Genomic DNA, 15,087 nt, shown 5'->3' with positions numbered 1-15,087 from the left:
AGGTTTCAGGTTATCAACTTTGAGATAACTTGAAACCTAAAACCTGAAACAAAATATTATTTCGCCCATTCATTAATCCAATTCCCAACAGTTTCGCACCATTCGTCGTCGTCGTTTAAACATGGAACTGCAAGAAACTCTTCTCCTCCTTTTGCTTCAAAATCTTCTTTGGCACGCATGGCGATTTCTTCTAAAGTTTCTAAACAATCAGAAACGAAAGCTGGAGTTACAACCGCCAGTTTTTTAATTCCTTTTGCAGGCATTTTATCAATTTCGATATCGGTATAAGGTTCTAACCATTTATCTCCCGCTAATCTTGATTGAAAAGTCAGACTGTATTTATCTGCAGGAATATCTAATAACTTTATAACCTGTCTTGTAGTTTCGTAACATTGGTGACGATAACAGAAATCGTGCGCCGGAGATGGCGTGTTACAACAAGAACCATCAATTTTACAATGTGATTTTGTTATGTCTGTTTTTCGGATATGACGTTCGGGAATTCCGTGGTACGAAAACAATAAGTGATCGTAATCAAATCCAACTAAATGTTTCTTAATTGAATCAGCCAGGTTTTTGATATAATCCGGTTTGTTGTAAAATGCCGGAACATCTGTAAAAGTCATTTCAGGGAATTTCTTTTTTCTGATTTCTTCCGCTTTAACTAAAATCGTCAAAGTCGAAGCCATTGCATATTGTGGATAAAGTGGAAAAAGCAAAACTTCTGTAACGCCTTTGTCTTTTAATTCCTGAAGCCCTTTTTCGATAGTCATACTTCCGTAACGCATTGCCAAAGCAATCGGAACGTTTACTAAAGGCTGTACTTTTTTCTGCATTCTTTCAGAAAGTACTACCAATGGCGAACCTTCATCCCACCAAATTTTTGCATACGCATGTGCCGATTCTTCCGGTCTTTTTCTTAAGATAATACCGCGAACCAATAATGCTCTCAATAAATACGGAACATCAATTACGTATTTATCCATTAAAAATTCATCTAAATATGGTTTTACATCTTTTGGTGTTGGACTTTCCGGAGAACCTAAGTTTACTAATAATACGCCTTTCATTATGTTTTTGCTTTGAGCTTTAAGCTTTTATTTGTTTTTAAAATTTTCTGCAAAAGTAGGTTTGGTACTTTATTAGAAATATGATAATTGTTACTTTTTATTTATTGTTGAATATTCAAAATTGATTTATACCGTTTGCTAGATTTCACGCAGATATTACAGATTAAAGCAGATCTACACAGATTAATTAGTGGAAATTCGTGAAATTCGTGGCAAAAAAACCTTTATACATTCGCATTAATCGACATCAAATACTTTTTCGGAGTTGTGGCAAATTTTTTCTTGAAGGCCGCTATAAAGTGACTTCCGGTGCTGTATCCGATTTTCAATCCTACTTCGTTTACATTATAAGAACCGCTGTCCAGAAGTTTTCGGGCGAAATCCATTTTATAATCAAATAGAAACCCATAAACGGTGTCGCCGTAAATTTGTTTGAAACCCATTTTTAGTTTTTTCAGATTCAAACCAATTTCATCTGCCAGTTCCTGCAATCCGGGCGGTTCAGCCATATTGGCGATGATAATTTCTTTGGCTTTTCTGATCTTTAAAACATTGTCTTCATCAATCAAAAACGGACATTGTTCTGCATTTGGATCTTCAGTTCTGTTGAAATACAAACTCAGCAATTCATATCCTTTTCCTTTATAATAAAGGTTTTTTATGGATGGATGAAGATTATAATGAAACAACTGACTCAGCACAATCGCCATTGACGGACTGATATTTCCTTCGTTATAATATTTCTTGTCCTTATTATCAGCACTTAAAAAAGTAATGTAATCGGCTTCGGAAGAAAACAACGCGTGAAATTTCTTGATAGAAACAATAACAGAAATCGCCCAGGAGTTTGGAGCCAATTCTAAATTAAGCGGTAATTCTTTCTGCGGATTGTATAAAAGCAATGATTTTTCTTCTTTCAATTCTAAAGCATAACTTCCTTGATTGAATAAAAATTTAGCATTACCTTTTATACCGAAGTGAAACTGTATCAGACCAGTACCCACAATTTCGTGCTGTGCTGAAAAAGGCTCGAGACCGTCGTTTTGAAAACGGATCAGCGTAAAGTCGTCTTCAATTTTTATAATTTCCTGAGAACCCATAGCGATATTTTTTTAAAACTAAAATCGAATCAAAAGCAAAATGTTATTTAGAATCGCTCTAAACAAACCCTTTGTAACCAATTGATTTTGCTACAAAAATACTTCTTTTTACTCAAAAACACCTATTTAGGTTTAAAAAAACATCCAGCGACATAAATAGTACTTTGAGCGTTACTTTTATCAAAGGTATAGTAATAATTTTGTTGCACTTTTTAGAAAGTGAATTTATGGAAAACAATAACGTACCGAAACATCTTTATTTTTACTCAGTTGGTCTGAGTTATAAAAAAGCGGATGCTGAGGTAAGAGGTCAATTTAGTTTGGATGCTGTAGCGAAAACGCGTTTGCTGGAACAAGCTAAAACGGAAGGAATAGAAAGCTTAATTGTTACTTCGACTTGCAACAGAACCGAGATCTACGGTTTTGCAGAACACCCATTTCAATTAATAAAACTTATTTGTGATAACAGCAACGGTTCTGTCGATGCTTTTCAAAAAGTGGGTTTTGTATATAAAAATCAGGAAGCGATTAATCATATGTATCGCGTAGGAACAGGATTGGACAGTCAGATTCTTGGTGACTTCGAAATCATTTCTCAAATCAAAACCAGTTTTGCGCATGCAAAATCAATGGGTTTGGCGAATGCTTTTACAGAAAGATTGGTTAATTCTGTTATTCAGGCGAGTAAAAGAATAAAAACAGAAACAGAAATTAGTTCCGGAGCAACTTCGGTTTCTTTTGCATCTGTTCAATACATTCTTAAAAATGTTGAGGATATCAGCAACAAAAATATCTTACTGTTCGGAACCGGAAAAATCGGAAGAAATACTTGCGAAAATCTGGTTAAACATACTAAAAACGAACACATTACTTTAATCAACAGAACAAAAGACAAAGCTGAGAAACTAGCAGGAAAACTGAATCTGATTGTTAAAGATTATTCTGAATTACACTTAGAACTTCAAAAAGCCGATGTTGTTGTAGTTGCTACAGGCGCACAAAACCCAACGGTTGACAAAGCCATTTTAAATCTAAAAAAACCTTTATTGATTTTAGATTTATCGATACCGAAAAACGTTCACGAAAATGTGGAGGATTTGGAAGGCGTAACTTTAATCCACATGGATTATTTGTCTCAGTTGACAGATGAAACTTTAGAAAACAGAAAGTTACACATTCCGGCTGCAGAAGCAATTATCGAAGAAATCAAAGAGGAATTTGTGGTTTGGATGAAGGGACGCAAATTTGCTCCAACCATAAATGCTTTAAAAGAAAAACTGAATGCTATTAAAACTTCAGAATTAGATTTTCAAAGCAGAAAAATTAGAGATTTTAATGAGGAACAAGCTGAAATCATCAGCAATAGAATCATTCAGAAAATCACTACTCACTTCGCGAATCATTTAAAAGACGACGACACGATGGTTGACGAAAGCATCGAATGGATCGAAAAAGTCTTCAAAATAAAAGCATCATAAAAAACATAAAATTTTAAACCATATAAGTGATATAAGTTCATATTAAAAAGCTTTGCTGATCAGTTTTGCGCAAACTATATCTAAAATGAACTTATATAACCTTATATGGTGAAATTAAAAAACATGGCTGAAAAAACAATCAGAATAGGAACGCGTGATAGCGAATTGGCTCTTTGGCAGGCTCATACTGTTGAAAAACAACTAAACGATTTAGGTTATAAAACTTCGATTGTTGCTGTAAAATCTCAGGGAGATATAATTCTGGATAAACCACTTTACGAATTGGGCATTACCGGAATTTTCACCAAAACGCTTGACATCGCTATGATAAATGGTGATGTTGATATTGCTGTGCATTCTATGAAAGATGTTCCGACGGCTTTACCAAAAGGAATTGTTCAGGGAGCTGTTTTAGAAAGAGCCAATGTTCTGGATATTTTAGTTCACAAAGGAAATCCTGATTTTACAAATCCAAGTACTATTGCAACCGGAAGTCTGCGTCGTCAGGCACAATGGTTTAATAAATATCCAAATCATACCGTTGTTGATTTACGCGGAAACGTAAATACGCGTATGCAAAAATTACAAGACAATAATTGGGATGGAGCTGTTTTTGCCGCTGCAGGTTTGGAACGCATTAACCTAAAACCGGAAAATGTTATTGATCTGGATTGGATGATTCCGGCGCCGGCACAAGGGGCGATGTTAGTCGTAGCAATGGAAAATGACAATTACACATTGGACGCTTTATCGCAACTGAATCATATTGAAACTGAAATCTGTACTTATATTGAACGTCAGTTTTTAAGAACGTTGGAAGGCGGTTGTACTGCGCCAATCGGAGCTTTGGTACATTATAATGAAGATGAAGACACGCTTGATTTTCAAGGTGTTTTACTTTCTGTTGATGGAAAACAAAAACTGGAAATCAATAAAAAGGTTGATATTTCTGAATGGAAGAAATTAGGTTTTCATGCTGCTCAGGAAATTTTGAATAATGGCGGAACTGAACTGATGCAGACAATTAAAGATTCTTTGAAGAAATAATGGCAAAATCAATTCAAATAGTATCTACTAAAAAATTATCTCCTCTTCATAAACAAGAGCTAATGAAATATGGCGTTGAAGTAATCGAAGCCGATTTCATTAAAACCGAAAACAAACCTTTCGAATTAAAAAACATTAACGAAAATTTGATTTTTACCAGTCAAAATGCGGTTCAAAGTGTTTTAAAAGATCCAAATGTTGAAAAACTAAAAAGCAAAAATGTATACTGCGTTGGCTTAAAAACAAAAGCACTTTTAGCGGATAATGGATTTAACGTTATTGCGTATACAGGTTATGCTTCAGATTTGGCTGAAATTATCACTTTGATTTATGGAAGTGAGAGTTATACTTTTTTCAGTGGAAATTTAAGAAGAGATACTTTGCCGGAAGCTTTGAAAGAAGCCGGAATTAAATTCAATGAAATTCAGGTTTACGAAACTTCTTTACAGCCTCAAAAAATAAAAGCAAATTCAGAGGCGCTTTTGTTTTTTAGTCCGTCTGGAGTAAAAAGTTACCTGAAAGACAATACCATACAAAAACAAATCTGTTTCTGCATTGGTGAAACCACAGCAGAAGCTTTATCAAAAATCACTAAAAACATCATTATCGCAGATCAACCCACAATTGAAGATGTGATAGAAGATGTAATTCAAGAATATAAATAAAAACCTTTGCAACTTTGTCACTTTGTGACTTTGCAACTAAAATAAAAAACATGTTAAAAAACGACCTATTTTTAAAAGCATTAAAAGGAGAAACTGTTCAACGTCCGCCAGTATGGATGATGCGTCAAGCTGGAAGATATTTGCCGGAATTTATCGCTTTGCGTGATAAATATGATTTCTTCACCCGTTGCCAGACTCCAGAATTGGCTGCAGAAATCACAGTTCAGCCTATTCGCAGAATTGCTCCAGATGCTGCAATTTTATTCTCGGATATTTTGGTAGTGCCACAAGCAATGGGAATTGAAGTTTTAATGAAAGAAAATTTTGGTCCGTTTTTACCAAATCCTATTCGTTCTATGGCAGACGTTCATAGAGTTTATGTTCCAGACATTCAGGAAAGTTTAGGTTATGTAATGGATGCCATTAAATTGACTAAAGAAATGCTGAACGACGAAGTGCCGTTAATTGGTTTCGCTGGTTCGCCTTGGACAATTTTCTGCTATGCTGTTGAAGGAAAAGGTTCTAAAAGTTTTGATACTGCAAAAGGTTTCTGTTTTTCAAACCCGGCTGCAGCGCATACTTTATTGCAAAAAATTACAGACACTACAATTTTATACTTAAAAGAAAAAGTAAAAGCAGGTGTTGATGCTGTTCAGATTTTTGATTCTTGGGGAGGAATGCTTTCTCCTGTTGATTATCAGGAATTTTCATGGAAATACATCAACCAAATCGTTGAAGCTTTGGCAGATCATGCTCCGGTAATTGTTTTCGGAAAAGGATGTTGGTTTGCTCTTGGTGAAATGGCAAAAAGTCGTGCTTCTGCGCTAGGTGTTGACTGGACTTGTTCTGCAAGAAATGCACGTTACCTTTCTGGCGGAAATATCACACTTCAAGGAAATTTTGATCCGTCAAGATTGCTTTCTCCGATTCCGACTATCAAGAAAATGGTTCACGAAATGATCGACGAATTCGGAAAAGATAAATATGTTGTGAATCTTGGTCACGGAATTTTACCAAATATTCCTGTAGATCATGCTAAAGCGTTTATTGACGCTGTTAAGGAATACGGACAATAATAAGTATACAGTATTCGGTCGCAGTTTTACATTTGAAAACTGCGACGAAAATTGTAATCGAAATAAACATGGCACAAAAAAATATCACTTCTGAAACAGATGAAATTGGTATTAATTTCATTGCATTTAATATTATTATTCTTTTTGTTTTTATAATTTGGTGGTTCAATGTAATCAGCGCTTTTGGTTTCGGTAATTATTCTTTATCTGGCGAAAAGCAAATGTTTGAGATATTCCTTTATAATGTTGGCTCATTTGTTTTACCACTATTATATACTTTTTATATTTTGGCTCATATTCAATATGCGAAGATTAAAAAGCAGTCTTTATATTTTAAACTTATCGGATTAGCGTGGCTACCAACGATAATTATAATTGTAATCTATATTTATTTTCAGTTAACGATAGACAATCGGGTATATTTCGAATAAAAACAAACAACAATGCTCAATAAAGGTTTAAGAGACGAAGAAAAAATTAGAATTGATAACGTTCTTAAAACGTTACGAACTATCGTTTTTGTACCTCAACCTTTAAACAACGCTGAAAAAATCAACATTGAAAATCAACTAAAAGATTTCGGTTTAAACATTGAAACTTTAGTTGCATATTCAAATGAAGAATTAATCGAATTATTACTTCGACTTCATTTTGATTTTGATCATTTAGAACAATTTGCTGATTTTCTGATGGAATTTTCTAAAGCCGAAGATTTCAATTTTCAAGATAAAGCTTTACACATTTATCAATATATTCAGCAGGAAAGCAAAGTTTTTTCTTTTGGAATAAATGCTAAAATCGCTTCTGCTAAAAACAAATAAAAATGAGTTTTACAGATTGGAAAACAGACCGAATTGAAAACATTCTACCCGAAGAGTTTTATAATCTAATTGATAAGAATAGAAATCATATTGCGAAAACTTTTCCTTTAACACTCGTCAATTCTGATTCTTTAGAGAAAGCAAAAGATTTTATTGCATATAATTCTGATAAAGAGAAAAATAAAGAAGGCTTTTTCTTTTTTGCCAGAAACATTAAAACAAATGACCTAATTGGTTATTTATGTGTAAAAACCATAGATTACCGCATTTCTAAATGTGAGTTTGGTTATTTTGTTGACGAAGATTATCAAGGAAAAGGCATTACATCCCGATTGGTATCTGATGCATTAGATTTCTGTTTTAATGAATTAGATCTTAACAAAATATTTATCTGCACATCTGAAATTAATGTCGCAAGCCAGCGAGTTGCATTAAAACACAACTTTAAACAAGAAGGAATTTTACGGGACGAATTTAGAAACGGAGATGGCGAATTGCAAAACTCGGTTTATTTCGGCTTACTTAAATCAGAATACAATCAACATGAAAGATAAATTTTACGCATACATACAAAAGTTACAAGATCAAATCGTAGCCGGATTAGAAGCTGTTGACGGAACTGCAAAATTCCGTGAAGATCTTTGGAAACGTCCAGAAGGCGGTGGCGGAAGAACACGTGTTATTGAAAACGGTACTGTTATTGAAAAAGGCGGTGTAAACATTTCAGCCGTTCATGGAAAACTGCCGGAAGCCATGCAGAAAATGTTTGGCGTTGGCGAAGCAGATTTCTTTGCTTGCGGACTGAGTTTGGTTATTCATCCGAAAAGCCCAATGGTTCCTACTGTGCACGCTAATTGGCGCTATTTTGAAATGTACGACGAAAAAGGAAATGTGATCGAACAATGGTTTGGCGGCGGACAAGATTTAACGCCTTATTATTTGTTTGAAGAAGATGCAAAACACTTTCATCAAACTTGTAAAACAGTTTGCGACAAACACAATCCAGATTTTTATCTGAAATATAAAAAACAATGCGATTCCTATTTCTGGAACGCACATAGAAATGAAGCCCGCGGACTTGGTGGTTTGTTCTTTGATTATTGCAAAGCAAATGAGCAAATGTCGATGGAAGATTGGTTCAATTTTGTATCTGAAGTTGGAAATAGTTTCCTTGAAGCGTATGTGCCAATTGTAGAAAGAAGAAAAAATCTTCCGTATACATCAGAACAAAGAAACTGGCAGGAAATTCGTCGCGGTCGTTATGTTGAATTCAATTTGGTTCACGATAAAGGAACTTTATTCGGTTTAAAAACAAATGGAAGAATCGAGAGCATTTTGATGAGTTTACCGCCGCATGTGCAATGGGTTTACGATCATCATCCCGAAGCCGGAAGTGAAGAAGAACGATTATTGAAAGTATTAGAGAATCCGCAGGATTGGATTTAATAAATACGTTAATTAAGTCCCAACGGAACGAACTGTTTATAGAGATTTTGTAAATTTATTAAATTGAACCTCAACGAGGTAAAACGTTTAAACGGATTTATAATTAAATAAAATCATTATTATGGAAAACATGAAAATGGCACAATTAGATCGTATGCATTCCGGGAAAGGATTCATTGCCGCGTTAGATCAAAGCGGAGGCAGTACGCCAAAAGCTTTATCGCTATATGGCGTTCAGGAAAACAGCTTCTCCAATGATGAAGAAATGTACACACTCGTACATGAAATGAGAACAAGAATCATCAAAAGTCCTGCTTTTGACAGCCAATATATTTTGGGAGCTATTTTGTTTGAAAACACAATGGACCGCAAAATCGACGGACAATGGACTGCCGATTATTTGTGGGAAAAGAAAAATATAGTTCCGCTTTTAAAAGTAGATAAAGGACTTGCAGATCTTGTAAATGGTGTTCAGTTAATGAAACCCATTTCTAATTTAGACGAGTTGCTGGATCGAGCAGTAGAAAGAAATGTGTTCGGAACTAAAATGCGTTCTGTAATTAAAGAAGCAAATCAGGTCGGTATTAGAGAAGTCGTAAAACAACAATTTGAAGTTGGTTTGCAAATCTTCCAAAAAGGACTTATTCCGATTATTGAACCTGAAGTTGATATTTACAGTGCTGATAAAGAGAAATCAGAAGAGATTCTGAAAGAAGAAATTAAAAAGCAACTTAATGCATTAGACAAAGATGTAAAAGTGATGCTGAAACTTTCTATCCCAACTGTAAATGATTTTTACAGCGAATTAATGTCAGATCCGCATGTTGTACGTGTTGTAGCACTTTCCGGCGGATATTCTAGAGAAGATGCCAATCAAAAACTTTCAGAAAATCACGGATTAATTGCGAGTTTTTCAAGAGCATTATCTGAAGGACTTTCGGCAGGTCAATCTGATGCTGATTTTAATAACACATTAGGAGAAACAATTAAAGAAATATACAAGGCTTCTATTACATAAGCCACAACAAATAATAACACGATTTTAAAAATTCAGAATAAAACCTGAAACTTTAAACTTTAAACAAAAAAATATGTTCCCATTACACAGAGGCAGAAGATTAAGAGTAAATGAATCCGTTCGTTCTTTAGTACGCGAAACCAGTTTAAGTCCGTCGGATTTTATGTTTCCAATGTTTATTGCTGAAGGCGAAAATGTAAAAACTGAAATTTCATCAATGCCTGGAATCTTCCGCAGATCAATTGATTTGACGGTAGAAGAAGTTAAAGAACTTTTTGCTTTAGGAATTCGTGCCGTAAACATTTACGTGAAAGTAAGCGAAAACCTAAAAGACAATACCGGAAAAGAGGCATGGAATAAAGACGGTTTAATGCAACAAGCAATTCGTGCCATTAAATCCGCTTGTCCGGAAATGATTGTAATGCCAGACGTTGCTTTAGATCCTTATTCTATTTATGGTCATGACGGAATTATTGCAAACGGCGATGTTGAAAATGACAGCACAGTTGATGCTTTGGTAAAAATGGCCGTTTCTCACGCACAAGCCGGTGCCGATTTTGTTGCCCCAAGCGATATGATGGACGGAAGAGTTTTACGTTTACGCGAAGGTTTGGATGCTGTAGGATTTCAGAATGTGGGAATCATGAGTTATTCGGCTAAATATGCTTCAGCATTTTACGGTCCGTTTAGAGATGCTTTGGATTCTGCTCCAAGAGAAGCTGATGTTGTTGTTCCAAAAGACAAAAAAACCTATCAAATGGATTATGCTAATCGTATTGAAGCGATAAAAGAAGCCTTACATGATGTTGAAGAAGGTGCTGATATGGTGATGGTAAAACCGGGAATTGCTTATTTGGATATTGTTCGTGAAGTAAAAAATGCCGTGAATGTTCCCGTTACTGTTTATCATGTTTCCGGCGAATATGCCATGATAAAAGCCGCCGCAGAAAGAGGATGGCTTGATAATGATAAGATTATGATGGAGCAGCTAATGTGCATCAAACGTGCTGGAGCAAGTTTAATTTCAACTTATTTTGCAAAAGAAGCAGCAATACTTCTAAACAAGTAAATACTCACATAAAAAGTATGTATTTTAGCTGAAATTAAATCTTCCATTTATGAAAAAAGTATTACTTAGCTTAATGACGCTTGCTTGTGTATCTACATTTGCACAAAAAATTAAAATTAAAAAAGACAAAATCAACATCGATGAAACTGAGGTTGGAATTTTAGACAAACAAAAACAAGTTTACAAGATTTTATCATTAGACAACAGACCAATATTTTCAATTGAAAGAAAAATGACATCATTACTTAATGGTTCTACAGTTTATTGGAGTGTTTTGACAGATTTAAATACCAACAAAACAAATGAAGTTTTCGACTACGGTGAGAATCAAGGTTTAAGTTTTGAAAGAACAATTATTGCTAGTGTCTGTAATGATAAATATAAATTTATCAGTTCGGCAGGTATTGACGAAAAAGGGGTTACAGAATTTATAAATGGTACTCCAACAGACGTTGAAAAAGTTTTTGCAGAAGCCAATTTAAAAACAAAAAATCTTCTAAAAGCAGAATATGACGCAATGGTTGCCAAAAATATAAAGGTTGAAAACGGTACCATTTATCAAAAGCAAGAAGTTTACAAAGATGGTAAACCAGTTATGGATTATGTTGTAATTGGTTCTGTTTCTAAAGAAAACATCACTTTTATGCCTAACTTTCCTCCTAGTTTAGTTTATAATGTGACTTCTATTTATTATTTGAAAAATAATCAGGGAAAAGACGAACGTTACACTAAATTACTTGGCGGATGGTATGCTACAAAAACAGGATACTCAAATCCGACTACTAAAAAGAATATTAAAAATGAAATAATCACTTGGGATAACAAGTATTATAATTTAAGAGGATCTATTTCTGGTGCAGAAAAAGTAAGTGATGCAGGTTTAGAAAAAGATGATCTTAATATTTTCGGAAGCGAAAATTACCTTCCTGTCAGAGTTGTTGCAAGATTACTTTACAATGGCTACACTTTTGAAGCTATGAAATAACAAATAAAATGAAAAAATTACTATTCCTTGCCTCCATTTTAGCTTTGAGTTCTTGTAAAAAAGAACAAGCTGAAAATCCAGTTCAAAACACAACCGAAAGTTATTCTGAAGGTGAATCGGCGAAAGCCAAAACTCCGGAAGAATTCGGAAAACAAATTTTTGAAGGAAAAGGAAATTGTACTGCATGCCATCAGGCCGATCAGAAAGTTATTGGACCAAGCATTCAGGAAATTGCCAAAACATACAAAACTAAAAATGGCGACATCATTACTTTCTTAAAAGGAAATGCCGATCCTATTGTAGATCCAAGTCAGTTTTCTGTTATGAAAACCAACTTTCCGGTAACACAGGCAATGTCTGACGAAGAATTAAAAGCCATTGAAAGTTACATTTATAGTCACTTAAAAAATTAGATTACAGAAAACGGCGCTAAATCAGCGTCGTTTTTTTTAGCTGTTTCTAAAACTAATGACATACTGTTGTCGCAACACCGCATTAATTTTATTTCCTAATTGTAATTTTAAATAAAATGAATATTCAAAAATTTGATGTAATCGGCATTTCAGTACGAACAACTAATGAAGATGGACAATCTGGAAAAGACATTCCGGCACTTTGGAATAAATTTATTTCTGAAGACATCGCAGGAAAAATTCCGAATAAAACCTCTAACGACATTATTTGCATTTATACTGATTATGAAAAAGATCACACAAAACCTTACACTACAATTCTGGGTTGTTTGGTAGAAAATCTAGATACCATTCCAGATGAAATGACTGGCAAAACTGTTGAAGGAAATCATTATGAAAAGTTCACTGCAAAAGGAAATTTGTCTGAGGGAATTGTTTTTAATGAATGGCTGAAAATTTGGAGCTCTGATTTAGAAAGAGCTTTTACTGCTGATTTTGAAATTTATGGCGAAAAAGCCCAAAATCCAGAAAATGCAGAAGTAGATATTTATATCGCTCTTTAGCGATAAAACAAAAAACGGCGCCTATTCAGCGCCGTTTTTCTTATTCTAATATTATTTATTACCAGATTTTAACTCTGTTTGCTGGATCAACATACATCTTATCACCTTTCTTAATTCCGAATGCATCGTAGAAAGAATCAACATTCTGAATTGGCACATAAGCTCTGTACATTCCCGGAGAGTGCGGATCTGTTTTTACCTGACTTTTAATTGCTTCATCTCTAGATTTTGTTCTCCAAACTGTAGCCCAAGAAATATAGAAACGTTGTTCTGGTGTAAAACCATCAATTAAACCTGGATTTCCGTTTGCTTTCAAATACAATTGTAATCCATCGTAAGCAGCGTTAATTCCACCTAAATCACCAATGTTTTCACCTAAAGTAAATTTACCATCTACGTGTATTCCTGGCAATGGCTCCAAAGCGCTATATTGAGCAGCAAGTGCAGCACCAAGAGCAGTAAATTGTTTCAAGTCATCAGCAGTCCACCAGTCAACAAGATTTCCATCTGCATTGTAACGTGCACCAGAATCATCAAAACCGTGAGAGATTTCGTGACCAATAACAGCTCCAATTCCACCATAGTTTACAGCTTCATCAGCTTGGTAGTTGTAAAATGGAGGTTGTAAAATAGCTGCAGGGAAAACAATCTCATTGTATGAAGGATTGAAATATGCATTTACAGTTTGTGGAGACATTCCCCATTCTGTTTTATCAACTGGTTTACCCAATTTAGCAAGATCTTGTTTGTAATCCCATTTAGATAAACTTACCATGTTTGTAAAGTATGTTCCGCCTTCACCAACATTTTTAATTTCTAAAGCAGAATAATCTTTCCATTTATCAGGATATGCAATTTTGATTGTTAATTTCTTTAATTTCTCAATTGCTTTAACTTTAGTTGCAGCAGACATCCAAGGCAAAGCATTGATTCTGTTTTCGTAAGCTAAAATTACGTTTTGAATCATTTTTTGTGCTTTCTCTTTTGCTTCAGCAGGAAATAATTTTTCAACATATAATTTTCCTAAAGCTTCTCCGACAGTAGTATTTATTACTTGTAAAGCTACTTCTTCACGCGGACGTTGTTTTAATGCTCCTGTTAATGTTTTTCCGTAGAAATCAAAGTTTGCATTTTCGATATCTGTACTCAACATTGAAGACGAACTATTTAGAACAGACCATTTTAAATATTCTTTCCAGTCAGCAACTTTCTTTTCAGTAAAAATCTTTTCTAATTCAGCCATATAACGAGGCTGTGTTACATTTACAGTATCCAGCTTTGTCATTCCGATTCCTGTAAAAAATTTTTCCCATTGAATAGAAGGAACTGTCTTTTTTAAATCGGCAACTGCTGTTGGATTGTATTGTTTTCTACGGTCTCTACGTTCAACACGGTCTAATCTTGGAGAAGACATTTGAGTTTCTAAAGCTAAAATCTGAGTTGCACTTTGTTTTGCTTTTGCTGGAGATTCTCCAATAAACTGCATCATTCTGGCAACATGGATTTCGTATTTTTCACGTTTTTCTTTAGAATCTTTATCATCAGAATTGTAGTAATCTTTGTCTGATAATCCTAAACGGCCCGGCCCGATGCTTACTGTATTTGCATTACTGTTTTTTGCATCTGCACCAATGTACACACCAAAGAAACCAATACCTCCCTGAGTTTCCATTTCGGTAAGGAAGTTTTGTAAATCGGCTACATTTTTAATAGCGTCAATTTTCTTTAAAATAGGCTCGATTGGTTTTATACCTTGCTTATTTCTTCCAACAGTATCTAAGATCGTATTGAATAAAGCAATTGCTTTACCTTGATCTGTGTTGGATTTATATTTTGGATCTTTCGAAGCTTCTTTTAAAATAGCAAGCGAATTTTTATCCGTTTTTTGTCTTAATTCATTAAAACTTCCCCATGCATTTCTGTCGCTGGGAATTTCTGTTTTGTCTAACCACGTTCCGTTTACATATCTAAAAAAGTCGTCTTTTGGACTAATTTTAGTGTTCATGTTAGAAACATTAATACCTGGTTCTTTTGGTGCTGTACTTTGAGCCTGCAGTGTCGCGAAAGAGAACATTGCAGAAACGACACAAAACACAGGTTTTACAAGCTGTCTTTTCATAATAATCTATTGTTTTAGGTAAAACACAAACTTATTGTTATTAATTTGAATTTTGTGTTAAAATTTCACAATATTTAACAATAAGTACGCATTCAGTTATTTTATTAAAAATGCTAAAAATAAAGAGCACTTTAATAGTTAGTATATTTATTACCGCATTTGTTACACAAATTGGTGTAAGTTTCGTGTATTCAATAGTTAAAATGAAATTTATAAA

Annotated in this window: 16 protein-coding genes; 13 read left to right on the top strand and 3 right to left on the bottom strand. The window is 34.3% G+C overall.

The features are described 5' to 3' along the window. Positions 1 to 56 precede the first annotated feature (56 nt). The gene (gene hemH, locus EV144_RS10880) at positions 57 to 1,070 is read right to left on the bottom strand and encodes a ferrochelatase (protein WP_134148728.1); all 1,014 of its coding nucleotides are present in this window, start codon (positions 1,068 to 1,070) and stop codon (positions 57 to 59) included. 224 nt (positions 1,071 to 1,294) lie between these two features. Next, positions 1,295 to 2,170 (bottom strand): AraC family transcriptional regulator, encoded by an 876-nt coding sequence (locus EV144_RS10875; protein ID WP_134148726.1) that lies wholly within the window; start codon positions 2,168 to 2,170, stop codon positions 1,295 to 1,297. A 227-nt stretch (positions 2,171 to 2,397) separates the two neighbouring features. On the opposite strand from EV144_RS10875, the gene hemA reads away from it, so the two are divergent. From hemA to EV144_RS10810, 13 genes are all read left to right on the top strand, one after another. Beyond that, a complete protein-coding gene (hemA, locus tag EV144_RS10870; protein ID WP_134148724.1) occupies positions 2,398 to 3,648 on the top strand; it encodes a glutamyl-tRNA reductase in 1,251 nt (416 codons plus the stop codon). A 123-nt stretch (positions 3,649 to 3,771) separates the two neighbouring features. Next, positions 3,772 to 4,695: a hydroxymethylbilane synthase gene (gene hemC, locus EV144_RS10865; protein WP_134148722.1), complete on the top strand. Its 924-nt coding sequence runs from the start codon at positions 3,772 to 3,774 to the stop codon at positions 4,693 to 4,695. After that, the gene (locus EV144_RS10860) at positions 4,695 to 5,360 is read left to right on the top strand and encodes a uroporphyrinogen-III synthase (RefSeq protein ID WP_134148720.1); all 666 of its coding nucleotides are present in this window, start codon (positions 4,695 to 4,697) and stop codon (positions 5,358 to 5,360) included. Before hemC ends, EV144_RS10860 begins: the two co-directional genes overlap by 1 nt. 50 nt (positions 5,361 to 5,410) lie before the next feature. Continuing rightward, positions 5,411 to 6,436 carry a uroporphyrinogen decarboxylase gene (hemE, locus tag EV144_RS10855; RefSeq protein ID WP_134148718.1) on the top strand — a complete coding sequence of 342 codons (1,026 nt, stop codon included), beginning with the start codon at positions 5,411 to 5,413 and terminating at the stop codon, positions 6,434 to 6,436. A 68-nt stretch (positions 6,437 to 6,504) separates the two neighbouring features. Next, positions 6,505 to 6,867 (top strand): hypothetical protein, encoded by a 363-nt coding sequence (locus EV144_RS10850; RefSeq protein WP_134148716.1) that lies wholly within the window; start codon positions 6,505 to 6,507, stop codon positions 6,865 to 6,867. A 12-nt stretch (positions 6,868 to 6,879) separates the two neighbouring features. Further along, positions 6,880 to 7,257 (top strand): hypothetical protein, encoded by a 378-nt coding sequence (locus EV144_RS10845; protein WP_134148714.1) that lies wholly within the window; start codon positions 6,880 to 6,882, stop codon positions 7,255 to 7,257. Between the two features lie 2 nt (positions 7,258 to 7,259). After that, on the top strand, positions 7,260 to 7,811 hold the full coding sequence (locus EV144_RS10840; protein WP_134148712.1) for a GNAT family N-acetyltransferase: 552 nt from the start codon (positions 7,260 to 7,262) through the stop codon (positions 7,809 to 7,811). Beyond that, positions 7,801 to 8,703, top strand: coding sequence for an oxygen-dependent coproporphyrinogen oxidase (gene hemF, locus EV144_RS10835; RefSeq protein ID WP_134148710.1), 903 nt, complete (start codon positions 7,801 to 7,803; stop codon positions 8,701 to 8,703). Before EV144_RS10840 ends, hemF begins: the two co-directional genes overlap by 11 nt. A gap of 130 nt (positions 8,704 to 8,833) precedes the next feature. Further along, the gene (locus EV144_RS10830; protein WP_134148939.1) at positions 8,834 to 9,721 is read left to right on the top strand and encodes a fructose bisphosphate aldolase; all 888 of its coding nucleotides are present in this window, start codon (positions 8,834 to 8,836) and stop codon (positions 9,719 to 9,721) included. Positions 9,722 to 9,794: 73 nt separating this feature from the next. Next, positions 9,795 to 10,790 carry a porphobilinogen synthase gene (gene hemB, locus EV144_RS10825; protein WP_134148708.1) on the top strand — a complete coding sequence of 332 codons (996 nt, stop codon included), beginning with the start codon at positions 9,795 to 9,797 and terminating at the stop codon, positions 10,788 to 10,790. A 49-nt stretch (positions 10,791 to 10,839) separates the two neighbouring features. Continuing rightward, positions 10,840 to 11,775 carry a hypothetical protein gene (locus EV144_RS10820; RefSeq protein ID WP_134148706.1) on the top strand — a complete coding sequence of 312 codons (936 nt, stop codon included), beginning with the start codon at positions 10,840 to 10,842 and terminating at the stop codon, positions 11,773 to 11,775. A gap of 8 nt (positions 11,776 to 11,783) precedes the next feature. Then, a complete protein-coding gene (locus EV144_RS10815) occupies positions 11,784 to 12,188 on the top strand; it encodes a c-type cytochrome (protein ID WP_134148704.1) in 405 nt (134 codons plus the stop codon). Positions 12,189 to 12,304: 116 nt separating this feature from the next. After that, positions 12,305 to 12,751 carry a GyrI-like domain-containing protein gene (locus EV144_RS10810; protein ID WP_134148702.1) on the top strand — a complete coding sequence of 149 codons (447 nt, stop codon included), beginning with the start codon at positions 12,305 to 12,307 and terminating at the stop codon, positions 12,749 to 12,751. A 58-nt stretch (positions 12,752 to 12,809) separates the two neighbouring features. On the opposite strand, the gene EV144_RS10805 is transcribed toward EV144_RS10810, so the two are convergent. Next, positions 12,810 to 14,870 carry a M13 family metallopeptidase gene (locus EV144_RS10805; RefSeq protein WP_134148700.1) on the bottom strand — a complete coding sequence of 687 codons (2,061 nt, stop codon included), beginning with the start codon at positions 14,868 to 14,870 and terminating at the stop codon, positions 12,810 to 12,812. Between the last annotated feature and the right edge of the window lie 217 nt (positions 14,871 to 15,087).

Source organism: Flavobacterium sp. 270, assembly GCF_004368785.1.
GTDB lineage: Bacteria > Bacteroidota > Bacteroidia > Flavobacteriales > Flavobacteriaceae > Flavobacterium.
Note: the sequence above shows the minus strand (reverse complement) of the source record. Positions and strands in the feature narration are given on the sequence as shown.